16 protein-coding genes are annotated in these 14,424 nt (G+C 37.9%); 6 read left to right on the top strand and 10 right to left on the bottom strand.

Annotated features, from left to right (window positions below):
* Window positions 1–46: 46 nt before the first annotated feature.
* On the bottom strand, window positions 47–463 hold the full coding sequence (locus H5154_RS15320; RefSeq protein WP_145233938.1) for a VF530 family DNA-binding protein: 417 nt from the start codon (window positions 461–463) through the stop codon (window positions 47–49).
* A 189-nt stretch (window positions 464–652) separates the two neighbouring features.
* On the opposite strand from H5154_RS15320, the gene H5154_RS15325 reads away from it, so the two are divergent.
* Window positions 653–1,219 (top strand): hypothetical protein, encoded by a 567-nt coding sequence (locus H5154_RS15325; RefSeq protein WP_182718835.1) that lies wholly within the window; start codon window positions 653–655, stop codon window positions 1,217–1,219.
* Between the two features lie 210 nt (window positions 1,220–1,429).
* Here H5154_RS15325 and H5154_RS15330 read toward each other — a convergent pair whose 3' ends face one another.
* On the bottom strand, window positions 1,430–2,422 hold the full coding sequence (locus tag H5154_RS15330) for an MDR family oxidoreductase (RefSeq protein ID WP_182718836.1): 993 nt from the start codon (window positions 2,420–2,422) through the stop codon (window positions 1,430–1,432).
* A gap of 63 nt (window positions 2,423–2,485) precedes the next feature.
* Window positions 2,486–3,121, bottom strand: a complete 636-nt coding sequence (locus H5154_RS15335) for a TetR/AcrR family transcriptional regulator (protein WP_182718837.1) — start codon at window positions 3,119–3,121, stop codon at window positions 2,486–2,488.
* Between the two features lie 729 nt (window positions 3,122–3,850).
* On the opposite strand from H5154_RS15335, the gene rmf reads away from it, so the two are divergent.
* A complete protein-coding gene (gene rmf, locus H5154_RS15340) occupies window positions 3,851–4,021 on the top strand; it encodes a ribosome modulation factor (RefSeq protein ID WP_182718838.1) in 171 nt (56 codons plus the stop codon).
* 80 nt (window positions 4,022–4,101) lie between these two features.
* Here rmf and fabA read toward each other — a convergent pair whose 3' ends face one another.
* A complete protein-coding gene (fabA, locus tag H5154_RS15345; RefSeq protein WP_182718839.1) occupies window positions 4,102–4,617 on the bottom strand; it encodes a bifunctional 3-hydroxydecanoyl-ACP dehydratase/trans-2-decenoyl-ACP isomerase in 516 nt (171 codons plus the stop codon).
* Window positions 4,618–4,821: 204 nt separating this feature from the next.
* Between fabA and H5154_RS15350 the strand changes: the two genes are divergently transcribed.
* From H5154_RS15350 to H5154_RS15360, 3 genes are read left to right on the top strand one after another with little or no spacing between them, the layout of a single operon-like run.
* Window positions 4,822–5,679 carry a 6-carboxytetrahydropterin synthase gene (locus H5154_RS15350; RefSeq protein WP_182718840.1) on the top strand — a complete coding sequence of 286 codons (858 nt, stop codon included), beginning with the start codon at window positions 4,822–4,824 and terminating at the stop codon, window positions 5,677–5,679.
* A complete protein-coding gene (locus H5154_RS15355; protein WP_182718841.1) occupies window positions 5,672–6,487 on the top strand; it encodes a M23 family metallopeptidase in 816 nt (271 codons plus the stop codon). The genes H5154_RS15350 and H5154_RS15355 overlap by 8 nt, the downstream gene beginning before the upstream one ends.
* Window positions 6,488–6,492: 5 nt before the next feature.
* The gene (locus H5154_RS15360; RefSeq protein WP_064666260.1) at window positions 6,493–6,924 is read left to right on the top strand and encodes an acyl-CoA thioesterase; all 432 of its coding nucleotides are present in this window, start codon (window positions 6,493–6,495) and stop codon (window positions 6,922–6,924) included.
* A 174-nt stretch (window positions 6,925–7,098) separates the two neighbouring features.
* Here the strand turns inward: H5154_RS15360 and H5154_RS15365 are convergent, their stop codons facing one another.
* The 5 genes from H5154_RS15365 to H5154_RS15385 all read right to left on the bottom strand — a co-directional run bounded on the left by H5154_RS15365 (window position 7,099) and on the right by H5154_RS15385 (window position 12,717).
* Window positions 7,099–8,421 carry a Na+/H+ antiporter family protein gene (locus H5154_RS15365; protein ID WP_145233952.1) on the bottom strand — a complete coding sequence of 441 codons (1,323 nt, stop codon included), beginning with the start codon at window positions 8,419–8,421 and terminating at the stop codon, window positions 7,099–7,101.
* Complete coding sequence (locus H5154_RS15370) at window positions 8,418–10,421, bottom strand: DUF3488 and transglutaminase-like domain-containing protein (RefSeq protein ID WP_182718842.1); 2,004 nt, start codon at window positions 10,419–10,421, stop codon at window positions 8,418–8,420. Before H5154_RS15370 ends, H5154_RS15365 begins: the two co-directional genes overlap by 4 nt.
* A complete protein-coding gene (locus tag H5154_RS15375; protein ID WP_182718843.1) occupies window positions 10,408–11,235 on the bottom strand; it encodes a DUF58 domain-containing protein in 828 nt (275 codons plus the stop codon). Before H5154_RS15375 ends, H5154_RS15370 begins: the two co-directional genes overlap by 14 nt.
* Before the next feature lie 168 nt (window positions 11,236–11,403).
* Window positions 11,404–12,309, bottom strand: a complete 906-nt coding sequence (locus tag H5154_RS15380; protein ID WP_182718844.1) for a MoxR family ATPase — start codon at window positions 12,307–12,309, stop codon at window positions 11,404–11,406.
* A 27-nt stretch (window positions 12,310–12,336) separates the two neighbouring features.
* On the bottom strand, window positions 12,337–12,717 hold the full coding sequence (locus H5154_RS15385; protein WP_145233960.1) for a response regulator: 381 nt from the start codon (window positions 12,715–12,717) through the stop codon (window positions 12,337–12,339).
* 714 nt (window positions 12,718–13,431) lie between these two features.
* Here H5154_RS15385 and H5154_RS15390 point away from each other — a divergent pair.
* Window positions 13,432–13,707, top strand: a complete 276-nt coding sequence (locus H5154_RS15390) for a hypothetical protein (protein WP_182718845.1) — start codon at window positions 13,432–13,434, stop codon at window positions 13,705–13,707.
* 53 nt (window positions 13,708–13,760) lie between these two features.
* Here the strand turns inward: H5154_RS15390 and H5154_RS15395 are convergent, their stop codons facing one another.
* The gene (locus H5154_RS15395) at window positions 13,761–14,333 is read right to left on the bottom strand and encodes a tRNA-(ms[2]io[6]A)-hydroxylase (RefSeq protein WP_149981156.1); all 573 of its coding nucleotides are present in this window, start codon (window positions 14,331–14,333) and stop codon (window positions 13,761–13,763) included.
* Window positions 14,334–14,424 lie beyond the last annotated feature (91 nt).

Here is a 14,424-nt window from a genome sequence, read left to right on the forward strand (position 1 = left end):
GCACCTAGCACCTAGCACTTAGCACTTAGCACTTAGCACTTAGCACTTAGTTCCCCCAAGGATTACTGGCATTTGAGCGTTGTTTGCGCGTCCGTGCACGATCTTTGGCTTCTTTTTTCGCTTGAATACGTTTTGCGTCACTAAAACTTAACTCACATGGTTCACCCGGTTTATGATCTTCAGGAATAACGCGGTCACGTGGTGGTAGTTCATATTGAACATCATCGGGTTTAGGAAGATTTTTTAATCTATAAAGATAAAAGTTTTCAACTTTATCTTGTGCCCACTGGGTTTTACGCAAAAATTTAACTGCAGATTTGATGTCAGGGTTGTTTTTAAAACAATTTAGCAGTAGATAAGCATGTAAAAGCTCCCACCCATATTGATCAACTAACTCTGATACAACTTGCTCAAGTTTAACGCCTTGTAGCGGGTTATTGCCGAATAAATCTTCATTACTCATGTTTTACACTCTTTTTCTAAAATCTAATCCCAGAATTATAATTTTTATCACGATAATTTGATACAAGAATATCAAGTCAGTTTGCTTGTGTAATTTACATTTGTTTAGTTTATCGGTAATATTAGTGCGCTTTAATAAGTATTGGCATGACGCCACAACATTGGATGATAGATTTAAGGAATAATATACATGGGTCTTTTTAATAAAATTAAAACACAAGCTACCACTATTGGTTCAAATATCAGCGAATCAACGTCTAAACTAAGCTCTGATATGAGCACCTCAATGAAAGAGAACTCAAAGTTATCGGCGATCCGCTCTGAGATCACTTCAATAGAAGGGCAGCTAAATATTGGTTATCAAGATATTGGTAAAAAATACGTAGAAAATTTACTAGAAAACCAAGGACAAAATATCGAAAGTGCTTTGCAAGAAGCATTAAACCGTGTTGAACCGTTACTTGAGAAAAAAATTGAGCTTGAAGATGAAGCTATTGAAATTGAGAAAAAGCTAAAAGATCAAATCATCATTCAAGAAAAAGCAATTTTTCAAAAAGAATACGATCAAGAAAAAGAGAAGCTTGAAAAAGCCGTTAAACTTGATGTGATCTCTGTAGCAGAAAAAGAACAGAAATTAGCTAAAGCACGATTAAAACTTGATAATTTCGACACTATTCGTAAAGTTAAAAAACAGTATGAAATGAGTTTAATTTCAAAAGACGAATTAAACGAAAAGCTTGCTGCTTTAGGCATGTAATGACGAAAAAATTAAAGCTTCTTTTACAAGAAGCTTTAATATACCAATTGAGTTAAATATTTAACCATTCTAGCGGGCTAAATGAAGCGCTAAATACGTCAGTAATTTTTCAAGTAGAACAACGGCATGTCAAAATTCCTGTCTTGTTATCACTGTATTTCTCCGTCGCTATAAATACTTAGTAACTAACACGATTGGTATAACTTATTTTTACTGTTGGCAATTTACTACTACACGGCCTCGGATATTTCCGGCCATCAGCTCATCAGCCGCGTTAATAACCTGCTCTAAATTAATTTCAGTCGATATTTTATCTAAGTAGCTCTGCTCAACAAGCTCACCTAGACGTTGCCATGCTTGGATGCGGTCGACCTTTGGACGCATTACACTGTCTATGCCGATTAATGAAATACCACGCAAAATAAACGGCGCAACGGATGCAGGAAAATCCATGCCTTGTGCTAAACCGCAAGCAGTAACTACACCGCCATACTTTAAAGAAGCACAAATATTAGCAAGGGTATGACTGCCAACCGAATCAATGGCTGCAGCAAAACGTTCTTTTGCTAATGGCTTACCTGGATTTGATAGCTCATTTCGGTCGATCACTTCAGAGGCACCAAGTTGTTTTAAATGTTCGCTTTGATCTACACGACCTGTTGCTGCAACTACGGTAAAACCTAGTAGATTAAGTAAATAGACGGCAAAGCTACCCACACCACCGTTTGCACCCGTAACTAAAATATCACCAGAGTCGGGAGTGATGCCTTGCTTTTCAAGCGCAATAATACTGAGCATCGCGGTGTAACCGGCAGTACCAATTTGCATGGCCTGTTTAGGTGTTAACGACGTTGGGAGTGGGATCAACCAATCGCCATTAACAGCGGCTTGTTGAGCCAGACCCCCCCAGTATTTTTCGCCAACACCAAAGCCATTTAATAATACCAACTGATCAATAGCGAACTCGCTAGAATCACTGGCTGTTACTTTACCCACTAAATCAATACCCGGCACCATAGGAAATGAGCGCACCACGGGGCCTTTTCCTGTAATAGCTAGACCATCTTTATAATTTAGGGTGCTGTAAAGCACATCTAGTTTGACAGGGAGATTGGGTAATTCGCTATTATTTAGTGTTTGTACTGACGCGGTATACTTATCGTCAGTATTATTTATAACAATGGCTTTAAATTGATTGTTCATCTGGACTCCATTTAGACCGATCGTCTTTTAATTGTTATGAATAAAGAGCAATTACTTAAGCCGTTACCTAAGCAATGCACGTAAAAACATTTCAGTATATAAAATAAGTGGCTGAGTATTTTTAGTTAGCTTGGCACGCATTACAGCACCTTCCCAGCCAATCCAAAAAAATTCACTCATTTGTGTGGTATTCACGTTGGCTGCAATAACACGCTCCTGCTGAGCTTGTGCCAAGCAAACTTGCACATGTTGTTGCCAAATCTCGTAGCTGGTTAATAGTTTATTTTTAAAGTCATCGCTGAGGTGGTTTAGTTCCTGATTTAAATTACCGACTAGACAACCGCGACTAAAATCGTACTTTTGCATACCCCGTGCTGCACTTTGGGTGAAATTGATTAGTCGCTCTAAAGGAGGGATATCGCTTGCCCCTAGATAGCGAATAAGTTTAGCAACAAAGTAATCGTTATAAGCGTCTATAACAGCTAAGCCGTAGGCATCTTTATTATTAAAGTAGTGGTAAAAAGAACCTTTTGGAACACCTACTTTTTTTAAAATAGTATCAAGTCCTGTGGCACTGAAGCCAAACTCGGTTAGTGTTTCTACCCCCGTAGCAATAAGTAACGCTTTGGTGTCGGCATTACTGCGGGCAACTTTTGGTGGGCGACCACGTCGTGGTGGATTTTGACTGTTTTTTAGCATAAACACATATTAGACCGATCGTATTAATATACCCAAACCACCTCAAGATGCGAGTTTCAGTTGGAATTAAAAGCGATTTAGGCAAGGCATTGATTGCAAGTAATAGTGGTTCTATTGTTAAAATCAATAACGCAGTATAAATCGCTTTTAAACCAACCCGTTGGGCGTTTCACAGGCACTTACTCTCAGCGTTGTTACTTCTTAAAAGGGGCTGCCATTGTTGCAAAGTAACGCCTTGATACTAAGCCCCTGTGAAACGCTGAATTCTGTATATTGAGGTGGTTTGGGTATAGTTGCAAGGATTAATTATTAAACAATTTAAAAATGTACGTGAAATGTGGGCTAATTAAGTGTGAATAAGCCGCAGTAAAGTGGTCTGAAATAAGTTCAAAAATTAAACTTCTTTACTATTAATGAGTTGAAATAAATTTGTCATAATTACATTTTTTATAGGAACTTCACCCATAAACCGCAGTCACAATTAGAGCAGGAAACTGCGTGTTAGTGATTAGATAGTCGTAATTTTTTGTACATATATGGGTCGCACAGAAGATGGTACGACCACTTTACTTTTTTATATGTTAATTCATTTTTGCATCAGCAGCTTAGTTAAAGTCAATTTATTTAATTGCTTTTGTGATTTGAATTTAACAGTTTTATTAACTATTCATTAAATGTAGATGTCACGAACACTACAAATATATAAATATAAAAGGTGAGGATTTACCTATGAAGAGACAGAAAAGAGATCGGTTAGAAAGAGCTCATTCTCAAGGCTTTAAAGCAGGCCTCGCGGGCCGTTCAAAAGACCTATGCCCTTATCAACAAATAGACCCAAAATCAGAGTGGTTAGGCGGTTGGCGCGAAGCGATAGAAAATCGCAATATGTATAAAACCTAATTTTTAAGTATTGAATTAAAGCAAAAACGCCGCTGTTTATGAAACAGCGGCGTTTTTGTAGCTGGGTTTTAATTACAAAATTAAAACGCGCTAGTATCTTGGAATAAACCAACTTTTAAATCTTTTGCTTCGTAGATAACGCGGCCATCTACTTCAACAGTACCATCAGCCATCCCCATGAATAATTTACGTTTAATAACGCGCTTCATGGTCAAACGGTAGGTCACTTTTTTTGCTGTTGGTAAAATTTGCCCAGTAAATTTAACTTCACCTACACCTAGCGCACGGCCAAGACCAGGACCACCAGACCAACCAAGGAAAAAGCCAACCAGTTGCCACATTGCATCTAAACCAAGACAACCTGGCATGACTGGATCACCTTTAAAGTGACAAGCAAAAAACCAAAGATCAGGGTTAATATCAAGCTCAGCAACGATTTCACCCTTACCATGCTCTCCACCGTCATCAGTGATTGAGACGATACGGTCCATCATTAACATGTTGTCACTTGGTAGACGACAATTGCCTTCTCCAAACATTTCACCTTGACCACATAGGATCAAATCTTCTTTTGTATAACTATTTTTAGGTTCCATAACACTTTTCATCGCTTAGAAATTGCCACGTACTTTAGCGTACACTTGTACGCTAAACAACTCGGAGCAGTTAAAAAAATAATTTATTTGCACGAAATACCACCGCTTAGGTGAAGAACATGCTAATTACACGATTAAATCGCGCAATTACTAGCAAAAATCATTATAATTACCGTGATTTTTTAACCAGTATAAAGGAAGTTTATGATCCTTTTTGTTAACGCACTTACCGTAATTGATTTTTCTTACTTGTGTAATAAACGAGGCGCAGTTGGCGAGAGCTGGATTGTTGATTTAACCTTGCATGGCAAGTTAAATGAAGAGTCTATGGTGCTTGATTTTGGCTTAGTTAAAAAGCAAATCAAAGGCATTATCGACCAATGTATTGATCACAAGCTGGCCATTGGCAACCAAATTAACGGCCAAGTTGAAAACCATGGTGACTACACAACACTTGATTGTACTTTTGGTGATGATCACCACTTAGCAATGAGCGCGCCAAACCAAGCGTTTTGTTTAATTGATGCTGATGTTATTAATGAGCAGTCAGTTATTGAATTTTTAATTGCTACAATCATGCCGCAGTTACCAAGCAATATCGATAAAATCGAAATTGAGTTAAAGCCAGAGCATAGTAAGAGCTTTTATTATCACTATAGTCATGGCCTTAAAAAGCACGACGGTAATTGCCAGCGTATTATTCATGGTCACCGTTCGCAAATTGGTATTGCCCTTGATGGGATGGCAATGCCACGATTACAAAAGCAATGGGCTGATAAATGGCAAGATATTTATTTAGCTACAGCAGAAGATCAAATTCAAGCGCCGCAGCTACAGCACATCAGCGCCAAAGAACATGACCTCTGTTTTGCCTATACCGCCGCACAAGGCTATTTTGAAATGGCAATAAGTAAAGAACGGTGTGATATTTTACCCATTGATACTACGGTTGAATGTATTGCAGGTTACCTTGCTGAGCAAGTTAAAGCGCAGCATCCTGACAATGACGTAAAAGTCACAGCATACGAAGGTGTGGCCAAAGGGTCCATTTGTTATGCGTAAATTATTAGCCGTTTCGTTATTTGCTACTGTGAGCTTTTTTGCTGATGCAGTGGAGCTAAAAGGTCACTTAACCCAAGGCGGGTTAGTGACTGGTCAAATTGATGGGGTTAAGTCAGTTATTTTTAATGGCCAAGCATTAAAAACCACCGCACAAGGTGAGTTTGTATTTGGCTTTGGCCGTGATGCTGAATTAACCCATCAATTAGCCTGGGTTGATGCAGACGGTGTCAAACATCAGCAAGCGATTGAGATCACTAAACGTGATTATAAAATTGATAAAATTACTGGAGTGGCAAGTAAATATGTGTCACCGCCAAAAGCGGTAAGTGACCGTATCAGCCGCGAAGCTGTGGCAGTAAGAAATGCCCGAAAAGTTGACTCTGAGCTTAGGTACTTTTTAGATCCAGTTTACAAACCTGCACAAGGGCGTATTTCGGGTGTGTATGGTAGCCAACGCTATTTTAATGGTGAGCCTCGTCGGCCACATTTTGGTTTAGATATAGCCAACAAGACAGGCAGTCCTGTTTATGCGCCTGTCAGTGGTACCGTTGTTTTTGCTGATAACGACCTTTATTACTCTGGTGGAACTTTAATTTTAGATCATGGCCACAGTGTCACGTCTACCTACATACACTTAAGTAAGCTTGATGTAAAAGTAGGGGATACCATTAAACGCGGTGATAAAATAGCTGAAATTGGTGCGACTGGTCGTGTAACTGGCCCTCATCTGGATTGGCGTTTTAATTGGAAAGGCGAACGCCTTGATCCTGCACTTATGATGTTAGATAAATTAGCAAACCAAAAGTAGAGAACATGACAACTCAAGTAAACCGTGAAGAAATAATTGCTCAGCGTATTAAAGACTCAACGACTTCGGTCACAAAAACAGTATTTCCTGGGCGCACTAATCACCACAATACCTTGTTTGGTGGTGATGCATTGGCATGGATGGACGAAGTTGCATTTATTGCTGCAACGCGCTTTTGCCGTAAACCATTGGTAACCATTTCATCAGATAGAGTTGATTTTAAAGAAGCTATTCCAGCTGGAACCTTCGCTGAATTGATCTCAAAAGTTGTGCATGTAGGCAATACAAGTTTAAGAGTAGACGTTGAAATATTCTTAGAAACAATGCACAGGGATGATAAACACTCGGCAATTACTGGGAGTTTTACATTCGTTGCGGTCGATGACAATCACAGACCTACGCCGGTTGTATGCGATAAGATGATTTATGGTTTTTAAACCGAGTTATTAAGTTAAGAAAGCACTTTTATGGTGCTTTCTTTGCTTTATAAAAAGAACACATCATACTATGTTGCACTGTTATATATCTTTAGCATCTGCGTTAAAACAATAATTGAGTAACCAAGTAGGGGTCTTAATCTATTCTCTACTTGGTTACTCACATTCAAGGTATTAAAGCACCATAGCAGCTATCCAGCCAAATATTAGCAATGGAATATTAAAGTGGATAAAAGTAGGCACAACTGAATCCCAGATATGATCATGCTGACCGTCAGCGTTTAAGCCGGAAGTTGGTCCTAAGGTTGAATCGGAAGCAGGGGAGCCAGCATCGCCTAAAGCACCTGCGGTTCCCACTAAAGCTGCGGTTGCCATCATTGAAAAGTTAAGCTCTAAGCACAGTGGCACAAACAAGGTTGCTATTATTGGCACTGTGGAAAATGAGCTGCCAATCCCCATGGTGATCATTAAACCAACTAATAAAATTAGTGCAGCTGCCAAAGGTTTGTTGCCATCAATAATCAATGCGGCGCTTTGTACTAAGCTAGTCACATCGCCTGTCGCTTTCATTACAGAGGCAAACCCTTGAGCTGAGATCATTATAAATCCAATCATTGCCATCATTGCTACGCCTTTACTAAATACGTCGCTATTTTGCTCCCACTTAACTACGCCAAACAAACTAAAAATCATCACCCCAACTAAGCCACCTAAAATCATTGAACCACTGACATTTTGTGCTGCTAAAGAGGCTAATACCGCTGTAATACCGACTAACAATACTTTTTTAGGTTGTTCTACAACCACATTAGTTGCGTGCTCTTGATGTTCATCATGCTGATAATCCCGATGTTTTCTATAACTGATAAACACCGCTACAATTAACCCAACTAACATGCCACAGGCAGGAATGATCATCGCCATAGGTACTTGGGTATTAATGATTTCTAAGCCATTTTCCACTAAGTTTTTATGTAAAATCGAGTATAAATAAATTCCACCAAAGCCATAGGGTAAAACCATATATGAGGTTGCTAGACCAAACGTTAAAATACAGGCAATAGCACGTCGGTCTAACCTTAGTTTATTAAATATAACCAGTAGCGGGGGGATTAAAATTGGTATAAAAGCTATATGAACTGGGACTAGGTTCTGCGATGAAATTGCACACACTAAAATTATCAGTAAAATAAAATAGCTTAAATTTGTTTCGCTATTACTACTATTGTTATTTACTTTAGCGAGTAGTTTTGCAGCTAAAATGCGCGTTAAGCCTGATTTTGAAATCGCAACAGCGAATGCGCCTAGCATTGCATAGCTTAGAGCGATCTCAGCTCCGCCAGAGAGGCCTGCGTTAAATGCGTTTAGGGTATCGTTTAAGCTAAGTCCGGCGGTTAAACCGGCGACTAAAGCACTTAAAGTCATAGCAACAATTACATTAACGCGGGCTAAAGTAAGGCCAAGCATTAAAATAACGCCAATCACGACTGCATTCATAGAGTTCTCTTAGTTGTTGTTTTAATTAATTTTACCAGATTTTTACTGTGTTTTTTACGATAAGCGCTAAATATTAGCTGGCGATAACGCACATCGGAGTATAATTGCGCAAATTGCATGATATATGTCCGCTTGTTAGGCAGCTGTTGAGCTGCATATGCTAAAAATTGCAGCGGCGTTTGATTTGACGGTGCAGAAATACCTTGCTTATTACACCAACGCACAACAGTAAGGTAGTCTTTTGCGAGTGAATGCGCTGGCGATTCTGGCTTTTTAGGCCAAGACAAATACACAAAGTAACAAATAAAGGCTAAACATACGGTTGCTATCACCATCAGTGAAATTTGCCAAAGCTGTTTATTACCGAATAATTCTTTTAGCAGGGAAGATTGCTTTTGCTGGTCAAAACCTAACACCCAATTTGTCCATTGGTAATCAAGATTTTCAAGCTTAAGCCTTAACCAGTTAATACCAGCAATATTACTCAATCGTAATAAGCCAAAACTCAAGTTGCTTGTAAATTCGCTATTCAGCTGCAAGTGCTGTGATAAAGATCCGTTTAATCGTTCAGGTGAAACAACCGCAGTTGCATCAAAAATTTGCCAACCTTTATTTTTTATAAATACTTCAACCCATGCATGGGCATCATATTGATAGACGCTCATATAACTATTTTGTTGATTATACTCACCACCTAAGTACCCCGAAACAACGCGGGCAGGAATACCAACACTTCTAAACATAAATGCAGCTGTGCTGGCATAATGGCCACAAAAACCACGTTTATTAGCAAATAAAAACTGGTCAAGGGTGTTGTTACCGGTAATTGGATCCGGCGTTAAGGTATAGCTAAAGTTATTATTGGCAAAGTAGTCATAAAGTGCTGAATAAAAAGCCTGATCATTGTTATTATGTTGTTCATACAGACGTTTAGCTAAAGACTGTGACTGCAAATTAGTCTCTTTAGCTAAACTAAGCTGCACGTTTTGATAGTGTGCAGAGCGAGAGAGTTCAGCCAAGCTAAAAGCATAACTCTGGGCTGTATAGCTGATACTATTAGCTAAAAAACGTTTCCGCAGTAGTAATCCATTGCTGGTTGTTTTTACATCTTGATGGGCCGAGTCGGCAAACTGTAAACCATAAAGCCAAGGCTTAGCGCCAGGCTCTGCAAAAATTTGATAACTATATAATGGTTCACCACGTTCACCACGTTCAGCTGAGGTGATTTGGTCAATTACTTGCTGGCTTTTTAAAATGTCCGATATTAACCAGCGTTTACCATCAAACTCATCATGTATAATCGCTCGCCAGTAATAGGGGGAAGATGGCTTTTGCTGATCAAATTTAGCTCGAAATACTAACTCATCTGAATTAGACAGTTTGGCTATATCAAATGGATCAACACTTTCTGACAAACCGGTTTTAGCGAGTTTTGGCCCCGGTAATTGCCAAAATGCGGGAAGTTTCGGTAACAATAATAATAAAAATATCGCTAAAGGTAGTGCTAGCAACAAAAGTTTGCAGCTGTCTTTAGCTGCAATTTTTAAACTATGTTTAGATTCAATCAGCGCTAAAAGCGCAAAATTTAAAATATATAGCATGCTAATTACTAGCGTAGCAAATAAGCTCTGAGAAAATAGATATACTGTTGAGAGACTAAAAAAACTTAACAAAATGATAGTTTGATAATGCTTTTTTGTATTGGCTTGCAGTAATTTAAATAAGCTAGAGAGGATCAGCATCGCAACAAATAAAGTCACCGTATCGCTAAAACCTACGTCATAAAACAAGATCAATAGACTCAAACCGGCCAAAGTATTTGCTAATATGGCAGTGGGTTTATTTCTTTTCAATAAGGTAACGGCTAGATTCCAAATACACAAACTAGCTAATAATGTATTAAATAGAGGAGGTAACTCAGTAAAAATAAAACTCAGCACTAAAATATAAACAATAGATAACGACAAATTGATCGCGGTTAAATTATCAGTGACTTTCATTTTCATCCTTTGCAAAACGGCTTAGTGCTTCTAAACACTGTTTACAATGTTCTTTGGTATCACTGATCGCGTATAGTCCTGCTTCTAATTGCAGGCCATAACTAACGCCTTGTGAGTAAGCCTGAGTTACTAAATAGCTTAATTGTTGTAGGCGGGATTCGGTATTTCCTTGTAACTGATTAAAATCAAAAACAACACTTTGGGCTGAATAATTTACAAACTCTTTTACCATTAATTGCTGAGTTTTTGCGTAATGTTTCCATGATATTCGTTTCATATTCATACCAGTTTGATGAATATTTAAACCATCAAATTCATCACTACCATGGCTGTTTTTATGCAGGCCATCATCAGTGTTGTGGTTATTTTGCAAACTAGCTTCATGCAATGGTTTGAGTTGTTGCGGGTAGACAAATACCGTATGTGCTAATTGCATGTAGCTCCATACCGATACTAATCCAAACGGGTACTTGCTGATTATTTTTAATCGGCGCAAGGGGTATTCACCACGTTCTTTTAATCCTAAATCTAAATTAACTATTTGCTTTTGACTGGTTATTTCATCAACGGTTGTGAGGGTTTTATTTTCATAAATAAACTGCAATGATTGACATTTTTTTTCGGTTTTTAGTTGCAGCTCTAATAATGCAGAGCAGGGAGCATAGCTAGCTATATGATTTTTATAATCAATTTTTAATCCTTTAAGATTGCTATAACCCATAAGTAGCGAAAATATCATTACGACAAGCATTAAATAAGCCATCGCTAAAATCAGATTATTCTGATAATTAATGCCTAATATAAAATTAAGCATAGTAACCACTAAAAAGCTCACGCCCAATTTTGATGGCAAAACATATATTGTGTTATGCGTTAAGGTAAGATGTTCGGTATTATGTTTATTTCTTAGTAATAGCTTGAAAACCTTAGCTTTAAACTGAAACCAAAAAGTAGGGCGCTTTCCTGTTTTATTGTTCATACCTTAAAGTGGCACATCAACAGTATTTATTAATTGTTTGATCTGTTGTGAGCTAACATCATGCTGCAGACCTAAACGATGTTCGCTAACACTAGCAAAAATAGTTTGCACATCATCAGGGGTAACAAAGTCACGACCATCAATAAACGCCCATGCTTTCGCGGCTTTGCCAACTGCAATACTGGCCCGTGGAGATAACGCATTAGCAAATTGGCTGTTATTTCGGGTAGCAGATACAAGCGCCAAAATATAATCAACAACCGGTTCACTTAACATAACAGCACTTACTTTATTTTGTATTTCAATTAATTGTTGTGTATCGATACGTACAGGTAAGTGTGCATAATCACGATTATGTTGGCCTAAAATGAGTTTACGTTCAGCTTCTTTAGGTGGAAAACCCAAACTAATACGCATAAAAAAACGGTCTAATTGAGATTCAGGTAAAGGATAAGTACCTGATTGATATAAAGGGTTTTGAGTTGCTATAACAAAAAATGGTGTTGGTAGGGCATGTTTATCACCATCCATAGTAACTTGGTTTTCTTCCATTGCCTCTAATAAAGCGCTTTGTGTTTTTGGACCTGCGCGATTTATTTCGTCCGCTAAAACAACTTGACTGAAGATAGGCCCTTTATGAAAAGTAAATTTATGCTCATTGGCATTAAAAATACTTGAGCCCAGTATGTCTGAGGGTAATAAATCACTGGTAAATTGCACTCGTTGATATGATAAACCTAATACCGCAGCAAGTGCATGCGATAAAGTGGTTTTACCCATACCTGGCAAATCTTCAATTAATAAATGACCTTGGCTAAATAAGCAGGTTAACGCGAGTTTTATTTGTTGCTGTTTGCCAAAAATAACCTGAGATAAATCATCAATGATCGCTTGTACGGACTGTTTCATAGTAACCTTGTAGGTTGATAAATTACATTAAATGAGTTCGAGGCGTTTCATGACCGTATCAACTTTTTTAGCATTAAATGGTTTTGCAATAAAACCTTTAGCACCTAGTTCCCAAGTATTTTGAACATTTTCGAGGCTGTTATGGCCAGAGCACATGACAACATGTGTATGTGGGTAATTGTCATTTAAGTATTCAAGAATTTCTGTACCATCGGTATCGGGCAGTTCAATATCGAGAAAGATAACATTCGGGGATTTTTCATCAATCAACGTTTTAGCCGATTCAAAATCTCTGCTTTCAAGAATATCTTCAAAACCTAACTCAGTTAAGATCTGATTTAAGTAGTCACGTATATCTTGAACATCATCAATTATTAGGATTGGTTCTAACGGGCGCACAAATTCCATATTGTTTACTTCTTGTGATACAGCTTAAATTGTATTTTTAATACTATGCTAAGCGATAATGAAGCTCAAGAAAGATACTCGAATTAAACTGTATTATTGAAATAAACCACCACTAAGTCCGATACCGTCTAGTATTGGACTTAACACCCATATAAACACACCCCAGCTTAGATAATTAATTGATAACCTATAATTTATATTATGTTAAATAGAATGAGTTTTATAAGTAACAACCTAATTACCGTGATTAATAAACGCTATTTTCCCTACTTGCATGCAAATTTAGATTAAATCCGTTACACCAATTTTAAATACCTAACTCACACATAACTAATTGTTAAGGCTGGTCGTTTAACTTGGATTCTAAACGCACTTTAAAAGCTGTTTTATGTTCTAAGCTGACTTTGTACACTGCTCATTTACACACAACTATAATGTGCTGCCGATGTTTAAACTTTACCGGCAGCTATGATGGTTGAACTATGGTCCTAGCTCTACGATCATTCGTTCGTGTATTTGCTCAATTGTACGTGACAGCTCGTTTAGTATATTCACAGGCAAGTGCCCTAGCGTAAGATGCGTTTTTTATTGCTGACTATCTGGTAGCGACTTTTTAAGCGTGAACTACGGCTTGATTATTTATGACCAGTAAACAATAAATTAATATCATGCCCACTATCAATTTTATTGAACTACCAAGGCGAAAAAATTGGTTTGTCGCATACTTTAGCTACATGTTGGGATTGGCAGCAACCTATGAAAGTAAATGCTCAACTGATCAGTGACTTATTATGGGATAGACAAATAACGCAGAGTAAAAAACTGGTTCAAAACCTTGGCGTGCTGTTCTCTATTCATGGACATAACGCAACCGCTAAGCCATATTGGATCGAAAATACGTACCATATTGATACCAATTACTTAGGCGGGAGCCCTACAATTGTTGAGTTAAGTGAATTAATCAAAAATTTTAAAACGTTGATAAATTAGTAACTTACAGTTAGGCACTAGATAAATAAAATTACCAGCTAGTGCCCATATGTTTAATGCAGCGCTGCAGTAAATGGAATGTTTTTACATATTTCAGCTTCAGCGATAAGAATTTCTTCTAATCGTGCATCGACCTCATTTTTATCAAAATATTCATAAGCCAGCTCGACAAATAAGTTCTTATGTTTTTCTTCCGATTTAGCTATTGCCACATAAAAATCTTTTTCTTTGCCGATTGGTAATGCTTGTGCAACTAAAGAGAAACGCTCGTGTCCCCTCGCCTCAATTACGGCACCGACTAATAATCTATCCATTAAGAACTCGTCGCGGCCATTTCTAAAAATCGCGCGAATTTGTTTCACGTAGGGATCTTTTTGGTCGTTGCCTAAGTTAACATCACGATCAAGCAGTAGCTTTAATACTTGTTTAAAGTGGATCATTTCTTCCAGTGCTAAATCTGTCATTGCTTTTACAAGCTTGCGGCGATCTGGATAATGCGACAACATCGACATAGCCATACCGGATGCTTTTTTTTCTGCAGCGGCATGATCTTGTAAAAAGGTGTCAAAGTCTGCCATCACAGCTTCGGTCCATGCAAATGGAGTGTGGTATTTTAATTCGAACATAAATATTTTACCTAAAAACTAATGGCGAGATTTTAACGCAATTGAACTACAAAATCTTGTTACAGCAATAATTTTTAATCACCTTGAGTAG

Origin of the sequence: Pseudoalteromonas sp. SR44-5 (assembly GCF_014163675.1) — a bacterium.
Lineage (GTDB): Bacteria > Pseudomonadota > Gammaproteobacteria > Enterobacterales > Alteromonadaceae > Pseudoalteromonas > Pseudoalteromonas rhizosphaerae.

Excerpts from the sequence above, each read along its gene's own strand:
- H5154_RS15360 (WP_064666260.1), top strand. The coding sequence starts at position 6,493 with ATGACAACTCAAGTAAACCGTGAAGAAATAATTGCTCAGCGTATTAAA.
- H5154_RS15365 (WP_145233952.1), bottom strand. The coding sequence starts at position 8,421 with ATGAATGCAGTCGTGATTGGCGTTATTTTAATGCTTGGCCTTACTTTA.
- H5154_RS15350 (WP_182718840.1), top strand. The coding sequence starts at position 4,822 with ATGATCCTTTTTGTTAACGCACTTACCGTAATTGATTTTTCTTACTTG.
- H5154_RS15335 (WP_182718837.1), bottom strand. The coding sequence starts at position 3,121 with ATGCTAAAAAACAGTCAAAATCCACCACGACGTGGTCGCCCACCAAAA.
- H5154_RS15395 (WP_149981156.1), bottom strand. The coding sequence starts at position 14,333 with ATGTTCGAATTAAAATACCACACTCCATTTGCATGGACCGAAGCTGTG.
- fabA (WP_182718839.1), bottom strand. The coding sequence starts at position 4,617 with ATGGAACCTAAAAATAGTTATACAAAAGAAGATTTGATCCTATGTGGT.
- H5154_RS15380 (WP_182718844.1), bottom strand. The coding sequence starts at position 12,309 with ATGAAACAGTCCGTACAAGCGATCATTGATGATTTATCTCAGGTTATT.
- H5154_RS15325 (WP_182718835.1), top strand. The coding sequence starts at position 653 with ATGGGTCTTTTTAATAAAATTAAAACACAAGCTACCACTATTGGTTCA.
- H5154_RS15330 (WP_182718836.1), bottom strand. The coding sequence starts at position 2,422 with ATGAACAATCAATTTAAAGCCATTGTTATAAATAATACTGACGATAAG.
- H5154_RS15370 (WP_182718842.1), bottom strand. The coding sequence starts at position 10,421 with ATGAAAGTCACTGATAATTTAACCGCGATCAATTTGTCGTTATCTATT.
- H5154_RS15385 (WP_145233960.1), bottom strand. The coding sequence starts at position 12,717 with ATGGAATTTGTGCGCCCGTTAGAACCAATCCTAATAATTGATGATGTT.
- H5154_RS15375 (WP_182718843.1), bottom strand. The coding sequence starts at position 11,235 with ATGCTTAATTTTATATTAGGCATTAATTATCAGAATAATCTGATTTTA.
- H5154_RS15355 (WP_182718841.1), top strand. The coding sequence starts at position 5,672 with ATGCGTAAATTATTAGCCGTTTCGTTATTTGCTACTGTGAGCTTTTTT.
- rmf (WP_182718838.1), top strand. The coding sequence starts at position 3,851 with ATGAAGAGACAGAAAAGAGATCGGTTAGAAAGAGCTCATTCTCAAGGC.
- H5154_RS15320 (WP_145233938.1), bottom strand. The coding sequence starts at position 463 with ATGAGTAATGAAGATTTATTCGGCAATAACCCGCTACAAGGCGTTAAA.